This window comes from Epilithonimonas xixisoli (genome assembly GCF_004365655.1).
Taxonomy (GTDB): domain Bacteria; phylum Bacteroidota; class Bacteroidia; order Flavobacteriales; family Weeksellaceae; genus Epilithonimonas; species Epilithonimonas xixisoli.
This window is the reverse complement of sequence record NZ_SOEO01000003.1, coordinates 552,490-573,241: the sequence shown is the minus strand read 5'-3', so window position 1 is coordinate 573,241 and position 20,752 is coordinate 552,490. Positions and strand designations below refer to the sequence as shown.

Below are 20,752 nucleotides of genomic sequence, written 5' to 3'. Positions count from 1 at the left end.
AACCTAGTTCCCAAAATTCACAAAATGCGGAATATCTGCGCCAAAACTATTCAGTGGCAAAACGTTGTTTCGATTGCTGTTAAAATCAAAAAGAGAATTATTGTCAAAGGGAACTCGAGGATAATAAGTAAAGGAAATCTGAATCCTGTTGAACACCAAATACGGATTATTAATCAAAACGCCAATTCCTATTTTCGTGTTTGCATTGGTTTTCATTAGGCTATCATTCGGCATTGCTAACCAACCAACGGCAGTTGTCAAATATGGACTAAAATGAAAATTCTTCCACGTCTTGTTTACAAAAAGTTGAAGCTGATATCTCAAAACCAACTTCTTTGTTCCAATGTAATCGGCGTTGTAAACAGGGAATTCGTCTCGGGCAGAAAGATTGATTCGGTCTCGGTAAGAATAATTATGCTGAGGATTTCCAAGCGCTAAAGTTGGTGCGAAAAAATGTCTGACTTTCGCAAATTTCCAATCCATCAGATTTGTAAAATACGTTCCGTCCAATCGGAAAGACTCCCTGTTTTGGCTGTCCTCATTGAAAAACCGTCCAAACTGAGCTTTCAAATTGAAATAACCGATTTTTGTAAACTCACCATAGCCGGCAGAAATTCCAGCGTACGGCATCACTTCTTTGCTTCTCGTAAGTAAGCCGGCGGTCACACTTAATGAGTTTCCGTAAGAGATATCTTCGGGCAAATCGTATTGGAAAATATTTTTTTCGACCGCAAATTTCCTTTGGATAAAACCAACTGAACCCAACAAACTGCTGTAAGTTTTGAAGTAATCAAACTGGTCAATTCCCGGACTATCTTTGTATTGATAATTCTGAAAACGCCCAATGAAGGCGATGTTGCTGGAAACTCTTTCTTCTGGATTTGCCGAAACAGGAATCTGATATCCGCCCCACAAATCCTGGCTGTAAACCTTGATTTGAACCTCTGGCAAGGCACTTCTGTCCACCATCGGCAAAGCGACATTTCGCATAAAATATTCGAAGGAGAAACCGCCAGCCCATTTCGTCAAGGGCGAAAAGAAATCTCTTCTCGCGTTGACATTGATTCGTTCATTTTTCCAAAAATCCCGTTCGCCCAAAACTTGCGCATTGATGTAAGAACCGAACAAATTGTAAGCCGTGTAACTTCCCATCATATAATCCTGATCCTGCTTGGAATCGTTTCTGTAGAGGAAATTGGCTTCGTGACCAAGTCCTAAAAAATTCTCTTCCGTGACGCCCATTCCGATTTTGCTTCCTGAGAAACTTCCGCGCGGTTTCAAACTCCAAGAGTCCAAAACTTGCACGACGACATCTATCGAATCTTTGGTCGAAGTGCTGTCTGCAATACTGATTTTCACGCGGTTGACGAACGGCATTTCACGGAGAAGACGTTCGGATTCATAGAGTTTTTGCGCGTTGTATTCTTCGCCTTTGTTGAAAAGGAGATAATTATTAACCGTCGAAATTCTGGTGTTGGAATGGAGGTGATTTGTGAACCAGTCGTACCATTTTGCTTTTTCCTTTTTTTCTTTGGTATTGTATCCAAAAGGGTCAATCGTCTCGATTTTTATATTTCGGATGTGCTTTCCGTCGTAAGAGGCTTGCGCTTCCTTCTCGGTACGGGTTTTCACAGAAACAGAATCTGCTTCCCTACGAAAGATGAAACGATGGATGAATTTGGTAAATTTTCGTTTATCAGAGTAGTTTTCAATCTTATAATAGATAGAATCTTTTTTCTCTTTCTCCTGCGCAAACACAAAAGAAACGCTACATAAAAACAAAATCAACGTAAGAATATTTTTATGCATCAGATTACAAATATTTCAAAAATTAATTAATAAAATCCTTCTATCAATTTGCAAGCCAATAAAGCAAAATCACCAACAAAGGCAATCCGCTACAAGATTCTACCCAAAATGAAAAGTAAGTTCCCTTATTATCATTTTCAGAAAAATAAATCAGAATAAATGTGAAAACCGTTGTTAATAAAAAACTTAAGGAGAACTCTCTATCAAGAAATACCAAACTTAAAAGACAAGAAACAAAAACTAAAAGATAAGCCAGATATTTTGTTTTCTGAACACCGATTAATATGGGAAAAGTCACCACATCATCACTTTTCATATCGCGAATATCGAAAGGCAGAACCAAAGCCGAGATAAACAACCACGAAATCCAAAAAATCTCCCAATTAAATTCAGGTAAAATCAACCACGCATTAATCAAAGCCCAAGTCAAACCAACGTAGAATATTTTGAGTAACGGAATTTTCCTGATGAATTTTTCAAGGAAAAAGGAATTATAAAGTAAGCCAATGACAACAATCACAGCCCATTTTAACAATCTGATTTCGTTGTGATTAAAGACAATCAAACAAAAACTTAGAATTCCACAAATGAAATTGAAAATTAAAATTTTGATGAACGTCTTCTTTCGATTCTGATATTTCGTGTAAAGATAACCGCTGAAATACGTGATGAAAATCAACAGCAAACTCGGCCAACGGAATATGTTTTGCTCCAGCATAAAAAATCCAGCCATCATTGTTCCCATCAGTGAGACAAAAATCTGGCTGTCAATCACATATTTTTTTGCTAAATTTAAAATCGACATTTTACTTTTAACAAATGTCCGAAAAATTGTTCTAACAAATTAAGTTTTCCAAAATGTTAGAGCTTATTTAAAATTTTATCAAAATTATTTCCCCAACCCTAAAGGGAGTAATTTTGATAAAATTTTAATTGATTTTTGCTCCCTTCAGGGTTGGGGCAGACAAAAATTAATTAAAAATTTTAAAAAAGATTTTAATCTTTCCAACCTTTGATAAAATAATGCATCTTTATACGGTGAATCATTCATTCAAAAAAAAAAAAAATAAAAGTTCAAATATGAAAATCATTAAATCCGTCTCAGTTTTCTTGCTGATGCTTTTCTTTATCAATTTTTCGGCGCAGAATTACTACGATTCTCAATGGAAAAAAGTGGAAGAAAACTACAAGAAAGGAACTTACAAAAGTAATCTTCCGATAATTCTGGACATTCAAAACCAAGCGATGAAAGACAACAACGCCATCCAAATCATCAAATCTCTGAAAGCGGAATTCAGCATTCTGAAGCAAACGCACGATGATATGCAGAATGATGAAAATTCCAAATTCTTTTCGAAACTTCAAAGCACGGAAACCAAACTGAAAGGCGATGAGAAGCAATTGTTTCATCTTCTGATATTGGAATTCATCAATGATTATTACGATAATAATTCGTGGAAAATCAACCAGAAAACAAATATCGATAATCAAAATCTGTCACAAATTGAGACTTGGAGCAAACTGGATTTCAAGAATTTTTTGACTAAGAATTACTCAGATTTGGAGAAAGAAAATTCGGTTTTGAAGAAAATTCAGACTCAGAAATACAAAGAAATTTTTGAAGCAACAGAAAATTTGGATTACTTCCCTACGCTTTCGGATTGGTCGAATTTCAATTACATCGAGTTTTTGAGAAATCAAAATCTGTTCACACCAAACGAGCTGAAAGTCAATTCGAAGAAAATCAATGAGCTTTATGATTCGGAGATTTTGGTTAATTCTGGAAATTCAAAACTGTATTTCCAACATCAGAAAATCAATTATACTTGTGAATTGAATCATTGCAAAGACAAATTCGCTCAACTTGAAAAATTGGTTGGCGATGAATCTTCGAAAGGCGATTACAAAGTTCTCATTATTGATGAAATGATTGAGCTTCTTCAACAAAAAGATGATAATAAAACTGCTTTGGTTTGGGTCAACAAAGCGAAAGAACTTTATTCAAAATCGAAGTTCATTAATAATATTCTCAACAAAGAAAATGCGATAAAAAATCCGCAACTCAATCTGTTTTACGAGAAAGAAACACAACCGAACAAACCAATCCACATTGTTGCGGAAGGTAAAAATGTGAAGCAATTTTCATTGAATATCTATGAAGTGAAAGATGATTCGCAAGGTTTTTTGAATCACGTTTTCGATTCTTACAAAACGCCTTTTTCAAAGGTCAAAAAATCATTGGTGAGAAAGGATGAATTTACTTTGCCAACGTCTTCTGATTTCAAATCTCATAAAACATCTTTGGAGCTGAAGGCACTTCCAGCAGGAATTTATTTGGCGGAATATGTGGTGGAAAATTCGGTTCATGGGAATTATTATTTCATTGTTTCGGATTCGAAAATTATTTTTTCTAAGAAAGACGACAGCAATCCAAAAGGCAATATTCTGAAACTCGTCAACAACGAAAACGGAAAAGCTTTCATTAATGAAAACCTTGATGTTACTGAATATGTCAGAGGAAAAGCGGTTACAAAATACACTGTGAAAACCGACAAATCCGGTAATTTCCAGTTTCCAAATTCTGCGAATCAGGAATATTACAGAAACTTCCTCGTGAAGAATGGAAACAATTTTTCGATGATAAATGTTTATGGTTACGATTACGGCGACCGAAACAAATCTGAAAATCAGGAGAGTGCACAGATTTTCCTCGACAGAAAAATCTACAGACCTGGACAAATCGTTTATTTCAAAGTGATTGCAACAGTAATCAACGGCGAAACTCAGAAAGTAAAAACACTGGAAAAAGTGAAGTTGAACATTACTCTGAACGACACCAACGGCGAAGAATTACAGACTTTGAAATTGACAACGAATGAATTTGGTTCCGTAAACGGCAGTTTTACTTTGCCAAAAAATAAGCTGAACGGGAATTTTAGTATCGAAGTTGATGATGATAATAATTCCGCTTATAACATTTCAGGTTACACGGATTTCAATGTTGAGGAATACAAACGTCCGAAGTTTGAAGTGACTTTTGAACCGATAAAAGATGAATACAAATACGGCCAAACCATCGAGCTGAAAGGAAAAGCGATGATGTTTTCCGGTATTGCACTGAGCAATTCGACTGTGAATTATGAAATCAAAAAACAGAATATCCGTTGGCGTTATTTCTGGTGGTATCCGCGTGGAAACGACAATGAAAACTCAATTCTCGGAACGGCAAAAACCAATGAGAAAGGCGAATTTACCATCAAAGTAGAACTTAAAAAAGATGAAACTTTGGAAGGCATTCAGATTGATAATTACGCCATCAACGCTTCTGTGACTGATATCAACGGCGAAACACAATCTGCGGACACGAATGTAAAAGTGGCTTCAGTTTCTCATTATATTTCGGCGGACAATGTTGACAATATTTTCTCTGATGAAGCTGTAAAACTGACTGTTTTAACGAAAAATTACAACGACCAAGTTCTTGCAAAATCTTACCAAGCAAAACTGGAAAAACTGGAAGAACCGAAGCAGATTTTCAGAAGCCAGTTTGAAAATACGATTCAGGATTTGCCGAAACTTTCTAAGGAAGAATTTGTTCAAAAATTCCCTCACGACAGATTTGATAAGAGTGATGATATGAAAAATTGGAAGGTGGAAAAAGTTGTTTTGGAGAGACTTGAAGAACAAAGAGAAAAGAATAAAGAAAATCCATCAGCCAACAACCGACAACCGATAACTAATTTAGATTTGGGGAAATTGGAAGCGGGAATTTACAAGCTTCAACTATATAATATCGAAGGAAAAGACACGATAAAAACGGAGCAATTCTTTAAAGTTTGGGATAAGAAATCGCTTGGGCAAAATCAAAAACCATTCTTGGAAGTCATTAAACCAAAACAAGATTTCAAGCGTGGTGAGAAGGCGAAAGTGTTTGTTTACTCCGCCGTTCCGGATGCTTTGGTGAATGTTTTTGTTCAAAATGGAAAAGGCGAAACGGTGACGGAAACGCATTCTTTCAAAAATGGAATTTTGGAATATGAAACTTTGATTCCGAAAGATGAAACTATTTCGAGAGTTAATTTACAATTTCAGTTGGTTGCATTTAATGATGTGAAAACTGAGAATGCTGATTTGAAAATTGCTGACAGCAAAGATGATTTGAAAATCGAAACGGTGACTTTCCGCGACAAACTTCAGCCTGGACAAAAGGAAAAATGGACGGTGAAAGTTTCTGGAGTTGACAAAGATAAAATCAATGCGGAAGTTTTAGCGAGTATGTATGACAAATCGTTGGACCAATTTGCTTCGAATAGCTGGAATTGGCAGGGATTTTATTCGCAGTTTTTCCAGAGTTCTTATGAGTTGAGAAATGGTTTAAATCAAGAGAGTTTTAATAAAAATTTTAAGTATTTAAAAAATTATAATATTAATACTCCTCAATTTAATTGGTTTAGTGGACAAATATATAGACAAACATTTTTAAATTCTATACAAGGTTCGGCTCCTGGAGTAACGATAGAAGAAGCTGTTGTAGTAGGCTATTCAAGAGCCACTGCTCCCTTGGCAAAAAAAGCTCCGAAAGCTGATGCTGATGCCATATATGGAAGTCGTGCTGGAGATGTTGAAGGTTTATTGAAAACTTTACCAAGTGTCAATTCAAATGTAGAAGTGAGTTCTCAAGAAAAAGGTGACTTAGACAAAATCCCAGTTCGTCAAAACCTCAATGAAACGGCGTTTTTCTATCCAAATCTTTTGACGGATAAAGATGGAAATGTGAGTTTTGAATTCACTTCTCCGGAAGCTTTGACACAATGGAAATTGTTGTTTTTGGCACATACGAAAGATGCGCGTTCTGCGACTTTGGAAAAATCTGTGGTGACGCAGAAAGAATTTTCAATCACGCCAAATTATCCAAGATTTTTGCGTGAAGGTGATGAACTGAATCTTCAATCTAAACTATCGAGTTTGGTGAATCAAAAACTGAATGGTGTGGCGCAATTGCAGATTTTGGATGCGTTTACGAATGAGGATATTTCTGAAAAATTCGGGATTAGTCAATTGACGGCGGTTGCAGGTTTTAATAAAGAACAAGCTTTTACATTATCGGAAAACGGGAATTCTGTGGTGAATTGGAAAGTGAAAGTTCCAAATGATGTTTCATCAATTATTATTAAAATCGTTGCGAAGGCTGGAAATTTCTCTGATGGCGAACAAAAAGCAATCGCAGTTTTGCCGAACAGAATGTTGGTGACAGATGCGCTTCCGATTTTCGTGAAAGAAGGACAGACGAAAACTTTCACTTTGGAAAATCTAAAAAACTCCAATTCCAAAACTTTGACCAATGTTTCCAACACTTTGGAATTGACGACGAATCCGATTTGGGAAATTATGTTTGCGTTACCAAGTTTGAAAAATGACACGAACAATTCTGCGGATGTCATCTTCAATAAATGGTTTGCGGATGTTTTGGCTTCGGAAATTTTCAAAGCCAATCCGAAACTGAAAACGGTTTTTGATGAATATCAATCGAAAGGTTTACTGACTTCGAATCTGGAGAAAAATCAGGAGCTGAAACAATTGTTATTAGAGGAAACTCCGTGGGTTTTGGAATCGAAAAACGAAACCGAACAAATGGAGAAACTGGCGAGATTGTTTGATGCGAATACGATGCGAAATTCGATCCAAAATGATTGGTCAGAATTGCAGAAATTGCAAAATCCTGATGGTGGTTTCAGTTGGTACGCAGGTTATCCGAGTTCGTATTACAATTCGTTGTATATTCTTAAAAATTTAGGAAAAATCAATGAATGGCTGAAAGGAAATGTGGCTGATTATCAAAGTTCTGAGCAAAAAGAAATGGTTGCGAAACTGGTTTCTTATGTCGATAATGAAGTGAATAAATATTGGAACACTTCGACTCCGCTCAGTGAGACAAAAGATAATGTTTGGAACAACTTCGTGATTGATTATCTCGACACCCGAAATTATTGGGAAAAAGAATATCCTTTGAAAAATAAAGGTGCGACATTGAAATCTTTAGTAATAACAAAAGCGAAAACCGCAAAAATTACCGATTTTACTTTCTTTGGATTGCATCGTTTGGCTTTGTTGTTCAATAATTATAGTTTGAAAGAAGTTTCGAAAAAATTAATGACTTATCTGAAAGAAACTTCGACAGACACGGAAACTCAAGGTGTTTACTGGAAACAAAACCTAAACGATTGGGGTTGGTATTCTTCCAAAACGGTGAATCACGCCGGAGCTTTGGAAGCGTTTAATAAATTGACACCGACGGATGAAACTTTCATTGAAGAAATGAAAATCTGGCTCATTACCCAAAAAGAAGTGAATTCTTGGGGAAGTTCGCGCGGAACTGCGGAAGTCATTTTCACTATTCTGAATTCAGGGAAATCCTGGACTTCTGCGGAATCCGACAAAGCGCAAATTACTTGGGGCGGAAAAGCTTTGAATCCACAAACGCAAGCGACTGGTTATGTGAAACAGGCAATTACTTCTGATAATTTAGATAAAAATCTGGCAACGGTTTCCATTAAAAAAGACAGTCCTGGAATTGTGCAAGGTGGTTTGTTCTGGCAATATTATGAGGATTTGGATAAAATAAAATCTTCGGAAAGTTATATTTCCATCACGAAAGAATTGTACAAAAAAGTGAAAACTGAAAACGGTGAACAATTAATTAAAATCAATGAAACTTCTCCTTTGAAAGTTGGCGATAAAGTAACGGTAAGAATGATTTTGAATACCGATAGAAATATGGAATTCATTCACCTGAAAGATATGAGAGCAGCTGGTTTTGAACCTTTGGATGTGATTTCGGGTTACGAGTGGAAAAATAATTTGGGTTACTATCAATCCACAAAAGATGCTTCCACCAACTTCTACATCGAATATATGCCGAAAGGAAAATATATTTTCGAGTATGATTACGTTGCGAATGCAAGTGGGAAATTCTCTAATGGAATTACAACCTTGCAAAACTACTATGCGCCGCAGATGAATGCGCATACCAAGGGAACTAAAATTGTGATTGCGGAATAAAATTAATTTTTAAAATGTTAAAATGACAACCAAATGCAAATATTTGGTTGTTTTTTTTTATTTTTAACGACTGATTTTTATTCTTATGGATAACAATTTGATGATTTGATATTTATTTTGTAAAAATTTACGATTAATGTAATATTCAAATCATGTGAAATTTGGTTTAAAAGAAAATTGAAATAGTATAAATTAATTATGGTAAAACAATTATTAACGGCTACTGGCATTATGGCTTCCATGATGTTAAGCGCTCAAAAAAACTTTTGGAATCAGGTCCAAAATGTAAACACATTTGGAAAAAAAGCTCTGAAAGAAAGAACAACGACACCTACAGATTACAAACTTTATAATCTGAATGTGCAAGGATTAAAAGCTGAATTAGCTAAAGCACCTAGCAGAGAATCGCAGGATGAAAGCCTTGTATTGAAATTCCCTACTGCGGATGGTAAATTGGTAGATTACATTGTGAAAGATGCGCCAACACTGTCTAAAGAATTAGCAGCGAAATATCCAGGAATCAATTCTTATGTAGGTTACCAAAAAGGAAATTCTGGAAATACAATTAGATTCAGTACTTCTCCTTTTGATGGGATCAACATCATGTATTTTGATAATTCGGAAGTGAGTTATTTGGATACCTATACAGATGATGCTTCTACTTTTATTGTTTATAAAAGAGAAAATTTACCTGTAAATCCAGAAAAATTCAATTGCGGATATGAAAATGATGACATAGCTGTGCCACATACTGAAACAATTGCAAATAAAGCACCTTTGGTGAGAGATGGGCAATTGAGAACTTATCGTTTAGCTCTTGCTTGTACAATAGAGTATTCTGCTTTTCATGTAAATAGAGCCAATTTAAATGGTGGAACACTTGAACAAAAAAAAGCAGCCGTTTTAGCAGCAATGAATGCTTCTATGACTAGAGTAAATGGTGTTTATGAAAAATCATTATCTCTTACAATGGTAATAGTACCTGATAATGACAAGGTTATTTTTATAGATTCTGATAATTTTACCAATAATAACCCTCCACCAACTTATCCAATTTTAAATGAAAACCAAACTGTATGTGATAATTTAATTGGAAGTACAAATTATGACATTGGTCACGTTTTCAGTACGGCATCAGGTGGTGTTGCACAATTAAGATCTCCTTGTCAGACAGGATCTAAAGCTAGAGGTACTACTGGAACAAACTCTCCTATCAATGATCCTTTTAATATTGATTATGTTGCACACGAGATTGGTCACCAATTTGGAGGAAACCACACATTCAGAAGTTGTGGTGGAAATGAAAATAATACAACCGCTGCTGAACCAGGTAGTGGAAGTACAATTATGGCATATGCTGGGATCTGTGGTGCAACAAACAATGTACAAACGCGAAGCGATGCGTATTTTCATTCCATCAGTATGAATGAAATGTATATTTTTATTAGTAGATCAACTGATTGTTCTGTAAAAACACCTAATAACAATACTGTGCCTACAGCTGATGCAGGACCAGACTATACAATTCCTAACGGTACGGCTTTCGTACTTACTGGACAAGGGACCGACCCAGATGGAGACTCCATAACTTATCTTTGGGAACAAATTGATACTGCAAGTAATGTACAACCTCCAATAACCACAGGAACAGTTGGCCCTATCTTTAGATCATATTTTCCAAGTGTTTCTAATGAAAGATATTTCCCTAGATTACCTTCAATCATTGCTAATACTCTTACACCTAAATGGGAGGTGATCCCAAGTGTATCAAGAGTATTAAACTTTTCACTCATTGTTAATGATAATAAAGCGACAGGAAATCAAACTGCAAGAGATCTAATGGTTGTGAATGTTGCCAATGCAGGACCTTTCAAAGTAACTTCTCATACCGCATATTTAGAATACAATGGTGGAGAAGCTACAACCATCACTTGGGATGTTGCAGGGACAAATGCAGCTCCTATCAATACAGCAAATGTTCAAATTTTATTATCTACAGATGCTGGGCTTACTTTCACGACTGTTTTAGGAGAATTCCCAAATACTGGCTCTGCAAGCGTAATGCTTCCAAATGTGAATGTTGCAAGTGCTAGAATTATGATTAAAGCAGTTAACAACATCTATCTTGCGGTTAACTCATCTCCTTTCAAAATCAAAGAAGTTCTTGCTGTAAACGAATCTGCTTTCAACAAAGGTTTTGCAATCTATCCAAACCCTGCAAAAGGTGAAGTTAATATTTCTCTTAGCAAAGCGGCAAAAGATGCAACGTATCAGATTTTGGATCTTTCTGGGAAATTAATTTCTACAGGATCACTTCCAAATGAGAAAACGCAAGTGAACATCTCTAGCTTGAAAACTGGAACTTACAGAATTGTAATCTCAAACAACGGAGAAACAACCAGTAAAAACCTTATTGTTAAATAATAAATTCAACAATAAAATCCATAAAAAAGACCAACTGAATAGTTGGTCTTTTTGTTTTTGAATAATTCCTGATATTAAAATCCGTATTGCAATCCTACTTGCAACGTATTGTTTCGAAGCTGTTTATCATCATTGCTCCACGTTGTAGATCCAGATTTCTTGATGTCTGTAAAACCAACAACATATCTTGCTCCAATGGTCATATTATTAAATCTAAAGCCAAGCCCTACGCCTCCACTCAAATCAAAACTGTTGTAGTTGGAATTGTTTCTGTATTTTTTTATCGTCACCACATCGTCCGTTTTATTACGATCGCTATTGCCTACCAAAAATGAAAATTGCGGTCCAGCTTCTACAAACAATTTTGGAATAGGCTCAAACTGAAACATAATAGGAACTGACAAATAATCCAATCCCAAAGTATGTGACACTTTCCCATTCTCATATTTTACACCAACACTATTGTAAAGAATTTCTGGCTGAATGCTGAAAACACTATTAACTGGTGCGTGCATATATAACCCTGCGTAATATCCAATTCGTGCATTGGTATCATCCCAAGCTTTTTCTTTGCTGATAGTCGCAACATTCACGCCTCCTTTCACTCCAAATGACTGTGCATATCCTAGGGAAATTGCCATAACACCCATTAATGCAAAAATTTTCTTCATAATATTTTTTATTATGACAAAAATATAAATTATGAAATAAAAAAAGACCGAATAAATCGGTCTTTAGCAATATTTAAGATATTGTAATATTAGAATTTGTAAGACAAACCAACTTGGAATGTGTTATTTCTGTTCTTATTGTTATCATTTTCCACAGATGTTGTTCCATCTTCTCCATCATTTTGTTTGTTGATATCTGTAAAACCAGCTACATAACGAGCGTTGATTCCAAGATTTGGTGTAAAGTTAAAACCAATACCTAAGCCTGCTCCCATATTGAATTTTGTAATATTATCTTTAATATCAGTGGAGTAAGCACTTGTTTCAGAAGATCCTCCAGATGGCGTAACTGTAGTGTCGCCTTTAGCTTTTGCACCTACCAAGAATCCAAATTCAGGTCCAGCTTCTAAATAAAATGCTGGCGTAGCGTGGAATTGGAACATCACCGGAACTGTTACATAATCTAAGTTTACACTTGCAGAATTTCTAACTGAACCTAGTGCTGAAGAATATGTATCAACAGTTTTTGCTCCATATTGGCTATACAAAACCTCTGGTTGGATACTGAATTGCTCAGATAATGGCGCATTCATAAAAAGACCACCATAGAAACCTGCTTTTGATTTTGCATCTTCATAACCGTCGTCAGAAATTGATGAAATATTAAGACCCGCTTTAACACCGAATGTTGGACTAGTTTGTGCAAACGCAAATGTTCCAGCTACAAGACCTAATCCTAAAAATAACTTTTTCATAATATTAAATTTTAAATTTTTGTTTTACGAGGTGGATAATTCCAAAATCTCTGCCAAAAATTAAGTTTAATATTTTAAAATATTTTCAATTTCAATTAAAGAACTCATTATCAACCAAATAAAAACATTATTCAATGAATAATATTATTGATTCTGATGCAAATTTTTGTAGAAATCCAAGGTCAAAATGATTTGTTCAACATTTACTCTCTGATCAAACAGGCAAGATCCTACTCCATTAATCAATGAAAAATTGATATTTCCGCCATCATTTTTCTTATCATTATACATCAAATCTGTGATAGCCCCATTTTTAAATTCCGAAATATCGATGTAAGGAAATAGTCTTTGGATCTTGGTAATGATGTCCGATGAAACTTCTACGTCTATCAATCCACAAAGAAAAGCCAAATGTGTTTCGCAAATCATTCCAAGTGCAACCGCTTCGCCGTGAGGAATTAAGTTCCCTTTTTTCATAAAAAGACTTTCCACTGCGTGTCCGATGGTATGACCAAAGTTAAGATTTTTCCTAATATTCTCTTCTTTGAAATCCTGAGAAACCACTTCATTCTTAATTTCCATACTTCGGTTGATGTAAGGAGAAACAGATTCTGGCGTTATTTTTTCGAGAGAACTTAGCTCATTCCAATGTGCTACATCGGCAATCAATCCATGTTTCAACATCTCTGCAAAACCACTTCTGAGTTCTTCAAATTTCAAAGTTTCTAAGAATTTTGGATAGAAAAAAATCCGTTCAGGCAGAGCAAAAGTCCCGATAATATTTTTGAGATATTGATGATCGATCCCGGTTTTTCCGCCAATAGATGCATCACACATAGAAAGCAAAGTCGTGGGAAGATTGATAAATTTGAAACCTCTTTTGTACGTAGAAGCCACAAAACCACCGAGATCTGTAATCACACCACCACCAAGGTTGATGAGGAGCGATTTCCTGTCTGCTTCCATTTCCGATAGAATTTCCCAAAGTTGCGTTGCGGTTCCAATATTTTTGTTCTCTTCGCCTGCTTCAATTTCTATAATCTCAAAATGAGCTTCAGTTTCAAGATTGGGGAGCAAAGTTGGGAGGCAAAATTCGTGGGTATTTTCATCTACTAAAATGAAAATTTTGCTTGGTTTTATATCATCAATATATTCATTAAGACTGCTGAAATCTTGGTCAAGTTCCTTTATCATAACTCAAATTTTAACAAAAATAAAAACAAATTAATTAGCAACTTAATTATTTGAAGATTAATTTCAATGATATTCATTATCAAGAAACATTAATCTGAAATCAAATCATTGTGATTTATAGACTTTCAAATCATTTTGATAAATCTTCGCTTGTTGCTTGATAACGGAAACTTCCTCTTGATTTATTTTTTCATTTTGATTAATGACATTACCATTCACAAAATAAAACCTTGATTCTGAGGTTAATTTCGGTTCACGTAGATTTCCGTTTTCACCGATAGTTTTAAATTTTTTCCTAAGTACAAAAATCAAGTTGTCTTTATCAAAATAAAATTGTGTCGTAATTTTCGTATTTGATAATCCGAAAGAATGAACTATTTTCTTCAATTCTTGATTTCTGTAGTAGCCTTCAACTTCTTGTCCATTATCCATCACTTCATTTTTTACATCGACAAAATAATCGTTGGAGATTTTCTTTACAACGTAATCTTTGGAATTGTTAATGACCTCAACTTTTTTTCTAATGACACTAACATTTTGACCGAAACCAAAAACTGACAGACAGAAAATCAAGACAATAACAAACTTTTTCATAAGGTTAAATTAAACAAAAAAGAGAAGCAAAACTGCTCCTCTTTATATGTTGAATATTTAAAATTCTAAGATTACATGTGAATCGCTCGCTTTCCAGTTGCGTCCAAAGCAGCTTCTTTCACAGCTTCTGCGTAAGTTGGATGTGCGTGAGAGCTTCTTGCAATGTCTTCCGCACTTGCACGGAATTCCATTGCGATAACGCCCTCTGCAACCAAATCAGCCGCTCTTGCTCCAATCATATGGAAACCAAGAACTTCGTCCGTTTTCTCATCAGCAATGATTTTCACAAATCCGTCTGTGTCGCCACTTGCACGGCTTCTTCCAAGCGCTCTCATTGGGAAACTTCCCACTTTGTAAGCCACACCTTCTTCTTTCAATTGCTCTTCAGTTTTACCAACGCCTGCAACTTCCGGCCAAGTATAAACAACGCCAGGAATCAAGTTATAATTGATGTGAGGTTTTTGTCCAGCCAAGATCTCCGCAACCAAAGTTCCTTCCTCTTCAGCTTTGTGAGCCAACATTGCACCTTTGATCACGTCACCAATCGCATAGATGTTAGAAACATTCGTCTGCAAATGATCGTTGGTTTTCACTCTTCCTCTTTCGTCAAGTTCTACACCCGCTTTTTCCAATCCAAGTCCGTCTGTATAAGGTCTTCTCCCTACAGAAACTAAAACGTAATCACTTTCGTAAGTTACCTCTTCACCTTTCTTGTTTTTAGCAGTTACCTTCACAGAATCTCCATTTCTCTCAACTGCAGAAACAGCTGTAGAAAGTTCAAATTTCATTCCTTGTTTTCTAAGAACTTTTTGTAATTCTTTAGACAAGCTTCCGTCCATTCCAGGAATGATTTTATCCATAAACTCAACTACAGTTACCTGAGAACCTAATCTCAAATAAACTGAACCAAGCTCAAGACCGATAACACCTCCTCCAATTACAACCAAATGTTTTGGAATTTCTTTAAGATTAAGAGCTTCCGTAGAAGTGATGATTCTTTCTTTATCAAGATTGATGAAAGGTAAACTGGATGGTTTGGAACCAGTTGCGATGATTGTATATTTAGATTCGACCACTTCTGAAGAACCGTCGTTTTTGGAAACTTTGATCTGGGTTGCAGATTCGAAACTTCCAAGACCTTCGAAAACTGTGATTTTATTTTTGTCCATCAAAAAGTTGATACCCTTTGTAGTTTGATCTACAACCTCATTTTTACGGGCAATCATTCTTTCGATATCAGCAGTCGGCTCATTGATGATGATCCCGTGATTTGCAAAGTCGTGTTTTGCTTTTTCGAAATGTTCAGAACTATCAAGCAAAGCTTTTGAAGGAATACATCCAACGTTAAGACAAGTTCCGCCTAAGGTTGAATATTTCTCAATAATTGCTGTTTTGAAACCCAATTGGGCAGCACGGATTGCCGCAACATATCCACCAGGACCAGAACCGATAACGGTTACATCAAATTGACTCATATATTTTTGATTATTATTCGAATAAAAATTTTCTCAAATTTACGAATTTCAGACGAATTTCGGAACTGATTTTTGTTAAGATAATTAATGTTTATTTTTGCACCAGATTTTAAAATCCAACCAAAATGTCAATCGAAACAAATTATCAAAACATCCTTTCCCAACTTCCCGAAAATGTAAAGCTTGTTACAGTTTCCAAAACCAATCCTGCTGAGAAAATAAAAGAAGTTTATGACTTGGGACAAAGAGCTTTTGGTGAAAATAAAGTTCAGGAATTGTTGGAAAAGCAACCGGTTCTTCCGAATGATATTGAGTGGCATTTGATTGGACATCTTCAAACCAACAAAGTAAAATTTGTGGCGGGTTTTATCTCAATGATAGAAAGCGTTGACAGCGAAAAACTTTTGAAAGAAATTGACAAAGAAGCGTTGAAAAACAATCGAAAAATCAATGTTTTGCTTCAAGTGAAAATCGCAAAAGAAGAGACGAAATTTGGATTGACAGTTGTAGAAGCAAAAGATATTTTCAATAAATTCTTAAACGGAAATTTTCCTAATATTGAGATCAAAGGCTTGATGGGAATGGCGAGTTTTGTTGAAGATGAATCTCAAATCCGTGAGGAATTTGGAATTTTGAAACAATTATTTGATGAACTTTCAGAATTAAAACCATTGGAAACTCTGTCAATAGGAATGAGCGGCGATTTTCCTTTGGCGATTGAATGTGGCTCAAATTCCGTGAGAGTTGGATCGGCGATTTTTGGAGAAAGAAATTATTAAAAAAGACTTTCGTAAACCTTCATCACATCTCGCGCAATCACCTCATCATTAAATTTCTGGACAAACTCCAAACCTTTTTCAGCACGGCGTTTTCTCTCTGGTTCATTGTTCCAGAGAAAATTGATTTTTGATTTAACATCAGCTATATTTTTCGGATCAATGTAAACAGAATCCGGACCGCCTGCTTCGGGAAGACAACTCGTATTGCTCGTAATCACAACTGTTTCAGAATACAAAGCTTCAATCACGGGAATTCCAAAACCTTCGAAAAAACTTGGATAAATGAAAATTTCGGCAAGTTTGTAAATAGCAGATAGTTCCTCCATCGAAACGCTTTGTAAAAAGTGGACTTCAACCTTGCCTTTTTTGATTTCCTTTTCTATTAATTTGAAATATTTTGGTTTCTTCGTTCCCACCACGACTAATGGAATTTTAGAATCTTTCAAAGCTTTAACGACATTCAAAAGGTTTTTCCGAGGTTCGATCGTTCCAACATTGAGAAGAAATTTCTCAGGAAGGTGGAATTTTTCTTTGATTTGATCAAGAATTTCCTGCGACTGCTTCTCCTTGAAACTTGCGTGGCAACCTTGATAAACCACTTCAATCTTACTTTCCGGAACTTTCAGATAATGAATAATATCAAGCTTAGTTTGCTCAGAAATAGCAATAATTTTATCAGCCGCAACCGCCGCTTTTTTGAATTTCCAAAAATGAATTCTACGATCCAGCCAAGTGTAATATTCCGGAAACCTTTCGAAGATCAAATCGTGGATTGTGACAACTTTTTTGATCGGTTTTTTGTTCCATTTCAATGGTAATTCGCCAGATAAACCGTGGAAAATGTCAGCATTGTTATTCTGTGCATCGATTCCGGTTTTGAGCTGTCGGGAAAGCGTACCTTTAGTTGTTTGCACAAAAGTGACATTGGGCAATTTCAATATTGCTTCGCCACGTTCCGATTTTTTTTTATTGAACAATAAATATTGATTATCAGGAAAATACGTTGATAAAACCCGAACCAAATCGCGGGAATAATTTCCTAAGCCAGACCAGCTGGAAAAAATACGTTTGGCGTCGTAAGCGATTTTCATTAATTCTTATTTTTTTGAGTCCAATCTTCCAAAAATTCTCTGGTTGTAGAAAATTGATAGTTATTTTTCTTCGCCCATTTTATGAAATCATCAAAACGATTTACCATCGCTTCATTCGTATTTTTGAAGGTGAAATTTGGCAATTTATATTTTGGATCTGAAATGTCTGCAAATTCCCACGGGTGAAAATAGATGTTCAAAAATCCTGTGGAACTCAACGATAACTTGGACAGAATTTTGTAAATCCAAAGCGGAAAGTTATGAAAACTTAGCCAAAACAAAGGAATTCTGAAAATTGTAGAAACCGAAGCGGGAAATTGAAGAACTTTCTTTTGCCAAAATGGCTTTCTGCTGACACCAAAGTTGTTATATCTTCCCGGCAAATATGTTGGATTGATGGACGAATTGTAAAAATATCCTGCATCAGAAACAGCATCTTCCGAAACTGGACTCATCCTCGGCATTCTGAGGCCATCGACTTTCGTATCGAATAATTTTTCTAATTCTTGCTTCGAAGTTGCTAAATGTTCTTCATTAAAATCTGAGTGAAACCACGTGTGAGAAGCCAACTCGTGTCCTTCCAAAAGTAGATGTTGTACCAAATCCCGATTATTTTCTGCAAAAACAACTGTCGAAAAAAAAGTGGCTTTGATACTATTTTGATTTAAAATCTTCAGAATATTCTGCAATCCTTTTCTGGAAACAGCCAATTGCTCTTCAAGAGAAATTTCGCCTTGGTATTCCAAAGGCATATCAAATTCTTCGATGTCGAAACTTAGTAAAATCATTAATTGATATTTTTTGAACGGACAATATAAATTGGTCTATCTTTCATCTGCTTGAATATTTTACCCATATATATTCCCAAAATCCCAAGGATTATCAACTGCACGCCACCGAAAAAAACGACTGTCATTATTAATGATGCCCAGCCAGATATCTCAGATTCATTGATGAATGAATAAATAACATAAGGAATGTAAAGCAATGGTAATAACGAGAAAAAGAATCCCAAATATGCTGCCAAATACAAAGGTTTCACACTGAAAGCGGTAATTCCCGTAAAGGCAAATTTTATCATTCGTCCCAAATCGTACTTGCTGCTTCCCGCAAACCGGTCTGCTGCTATGAAAGGAATGGAATACTGCCGGAAGCCAACCCATTTTACCAATCCACGAAGAAAAATATCCGATTCGCCAGATTGTCTGATCACTTCTATGACAGAGGCATCCATCAATCGAAAATCTGAACTTCCTTTCTCCAATTCTACATCTGATAAGCTGGAGAGCAAATGGTAGAAAAAATCAGAGGTTTTCCGTTTAAAATAACTAATGCTTTTGGAATATTTTCTGATAGTGTAAACAATATCAAAACCTTCTTCCCATTTCTGAATCAATTGTGGAATCATTTCCGGCGGATGTTGCAAATCTCCATCCATTGAGATTACACAATTACCGTCGGCAAAGTCCAAACCTGCCTTTACAGCATTTTGATGTCCAAAATTTCGTGAAAATTCTATGAATTTGACCTGCGAAAATTCTTTCGCCAAATCTTCCAAAATCAATTGAGTATTGTCTCTGCTTCCATCATTTACAAAAATAATTTCATAATTATAACCAGACAAAGATTTGAAAACCTTATCAACAGCAAGCCTGATCTGAGAGAGATTCTCCTCCTCATTGTAAGCCGGTATAACTATGGAAATTTTTTTCATTAATCTAATTTATAATCTTTCTCGAAATCTTTTGTCAACAATTCATACATTACTCTGAACCAAATCACTATACAAGGAATTGCTTTTGTAGAATATTTTATAAAATAATCTTCTTTGATAAATTTTGGAAACAAATCCGAAAATGCAAAACAAGTGAAAATCATAACGAAAACCAATAATCCGATGTCAATCTTTGATAATTTCTTTTGCATCAAAAACCAAATCATAACGCCTGCGATTGCAATGATGTAAGTCGGACTTTCTGAACCCGAACTGAACAAGACCAGAAACAACAATGTAGAAGCCAAAATCATCATTTGAAATGGTAAAAATTTGAACTGTTTACATCTAAGATAAGGCAACATAAACAGTACGAATCCAGGAATCATAAAAACCAAATTCGAAATATCTGCATTCCCTACAACCCTTCTCACAACGCCCATCAAAGAATAATCTTGTCGATTTCCCAAAACCTGATTGGCCTGATTTTTTTCAGATAACGAAACGTACCAGTCCATATATGACTGCACCCCGAACTCCGGACTTGAAATCAACATTGGAAAAAGAAAAAATAAAATTCCAATAACCACAAGTGAAATGATAAACTTAGTCTTATTTTTAATAAAGAAAAATGCGGAAAGCCCTACAACACCGTAAATCTTAACAAAAGTTCCAATTAGAATTGCAATAGCAGACTTTGTTTCTTTTCTTTCATAAATATAAACTGCAGAAAGCATCAAAAGTCCTGTGAGTGCAATATTAAACTGAAAATAAAGTGCCGCCGTGATAAACTCCTGCAGACAAAGCCAAGCAAAAAGCGCTTTTTTCTTATTAGAAAATGGGAACTTGTAAATCGCAAAAAGGAAAACAATAGCATTGGCGACATTCCATAAAACCGCTCCCATCCAGTCTGGCATCATTGCAAATGGTGCAATCAAAGTGCTAAAAAAAACACCGTAATGATTACTGTCTGTAAACAAATCAGGGTATTGAAGAAAAATATTTTTCTCTTGACTGGTATTGAAAAATACGTTTTTGAAAATCAAATAATTATTGTATCCGCCGCCGCCTCTACTTTGCTTGCTGTAAGCCGAAAGCGCCGTAACTATTAGATAAACGGCAAAAACAATCCTGTAATCTAATAAGAATTTCAAAAACTTTTGTTTCACGATATTTTCAATGGTTAT

At 35.5% G+C, this 20,752-nt stretch carries 14 protein-coding genes; 3 read left to right on the top strand and 11 right to left on the bottom strand.

Annotated elements, in window-relative coordinates; all coding sequences use genetic code 11:
• Positions 1–3: 3 nt before the first annotated feature.
• Positions 4–1,809 carry a hypothetical protein gene (locus tag B0I22_RS14595; RefSeq protein ID WP_133946092.1) on the bottom strand — a complete coding sequence of 602 codons (1,806 nt, stop codon included), beginning with the start codon at positions 1,807–1,809 and terminating at the stop codon, positions 4–6.
• 43 nt (positions 1,810–1,852) lie between these two features.
• Positions 1,853–2,614, bottom strand: coding sequence for a UbiA prenyltransferase family protein (locus B0I22_RS14590; protein ID WP_185145350.1), 762 nt, complete (start codon positions 2,612–2,614; stop codon positions 1,853–1,855).
• 275 nt (positions 2,615–2,889) lie between these two features.
• Here B0I22_RS14590 and B0I22_RS14585 point away from each other — a divergent pair, with 275 nt between their 5' ends.
• Positions 2,890–8,868 (top strand): alpha-2-macroglobulin family protein, encoded by a 5,979-nt coding sequence (locus tag B0I22_RS14585; protein ID WP_133946090.1) that lies wholly within the window; start codon positions 2,890–2,892, stop codon positions 8,866–8,868.
• A gap of 198 nt (positions 8,869–9,066) precedes the next feature.
• Positions 9,067–11,292: a zinc-dependent metalloprotease gene (locus B0I22_RS14580; RefSeq protein ID WP_133946088.1), complete on the top strand. Its 2,226-nt coding sequence runs from the start codon at positions 9,067–9,069 to the stop codon at positions 11,290–11,292.
• Between the two features lie 74 nt (positions 11,293–11,366).
• Here the strand turns inward: B0I22_RS14580 and B0I22_RS14575 are convergent, their stop codons facing one another.
• The 5 genes from B0I22_RS14575 to lpdA all read right to left on the bottom strand — a co-directional run bounded on the left by B0I22_RS14575 (position 11,367) and on the right by lpdA (position 15,981).
• Positions 11,367–11,963: a porin family protein gene (locus B0I22_RS14575; protein WP_133946086.1), complete on the bottom strand. Its 597-nt coding sequence runs from the start codon at positions 11,961–11,963 to the stop codon at positions 11,367–11,369.
• 89 nt (positions 11,964–12,052) lie between these two features.
• A complete protein-coding gene (locus B0I22_RS14570) occupies positions 12,053–12,718 on the bottom strand; it encodes a porin family protein (protein ID WP_133946084.1) in 666 nt (221 codons plus the stop codon).
• A 144-nt stretch (positions 12,719–12,862) separates the two neighbouring features.
• Positions 12,863–13,912 (bottom strand): 3-dehydroquinate synthase, encoded by a 1,050-nt coding sequence (gene aroB / locus B0I22_RS14565; protein ID WP_133946082.1) that lies wholly within the window; start codon positions 13,910–13,912, stop codon positions 12,863–12,865.
• 105 nt (positions 13,913–14,017) lie between these two features.
• Positions 14,018–14,506: a hypothetical protein gene (locus tag B0I22_RS14560; RefSeq protein ID WP_133946080.1), complete on the bottom strand. Its 489-nt coding sequence runs from the start codon at positions 14,504–14,506 to the stop codon at positions 14,018–14,020.
• Positions 14,507–14,577: 71 nt separating this feature from the next.
• The gene (gene lpdA / locus B0I22_RS14555; RefSeq protein WP_133946078.1) at positions 14,578–15,981 is read right to left on the bottom strand and encodes a dihydrolipoyl dehydrogenase; all 1,404 of its coding nucleotides are present in this window, start codon (positions 15,979–15,981) and stop codon (positions 14,578–14,580) included.
• Between the two features lie 125 nt (positions 15,982–16,106).
• Between lpdA and B0I22_RS14550 the strand changes: the two genes are divergently transcribed.
• A complete protein-coding gene (locus tag B0I22_RS14550) occupies positions 16,107–16,760 on the top strand; it encodes a YggS family pyridoxal phosphate-dependent enzyme (RefSeq protein WP_133946077.1) in 654 nt (217 codons plus the stop codon).
• Here the strand turns inward: B0I22_RS14550 and B0I22_RS14545 are convergent.
• From B0I22_RS14545 to B0I22_RS14530, 4 genes are read right to left on the bottom strand one after another with little or no spacing between them, the layout of a single operon-like run.
• Positions 16,757–17,851 carry a glycosyltransferase family 4 protein gene (locus B0I22_RS14545; RefSeq protein ID WP_133946075.1) on the bottom strand — a complete coding sequence of 365 codons (1,095 nt, stop codon included), beginning with the start codon at positions 17,849–17,851 and terminating at the stop codon, positions 16,757–16,759. The genes B0I22_RS14550 and B0I22_RS14545 overlap by 4 nt on opposite strands.
• Positions 17,851–18,639: a polysaccharide deacetylase family protein gene (locus B0I22_RS14540; protein WP_133946073.1), complete on the bottom strand. Its 789-nt coding sequence runs from the start codon at positions 18,637–18,639 to the stop codon at positions 17,851–17,853. The genes B0I22_RS14545 and B0I22_RS14540 overlap by 1 nt, the downstream gene beginning before the upstream one ends.
• The gene (locus B0I22_RS14535; RefSeq protein WP_133946071.1) at positions 18,639–19,565 is read right to left on the bottom strand and encodes a glycosyltransferase family 2 protein; all 927 of its coding nucleotides are present in this window, start codon (positions 19,563–19,565) and stop codon (positions 18,639–18,641) included. The genes B0I22_RS14540 and B0I22_RS14535 overlap by 1 nt, the downstream gene beginning before the upstream one ends.
• A complete protein-coding gene (locus tag B0I22_RS14530) occupies positions 19,565–20,719 on the bottom strand; it encodes a glycosyltransferase family 87 protein (protein ID WP_425459598.1) in 1,155 nt (384 codons plus the stop codon). Before B0I22_RS14530 ends, B0I22_RS14535 begins: the two co-directional genes overlap by 1 nt.
• Positions 20,720–20,752 lie beyond the last annotated feature (33 nt).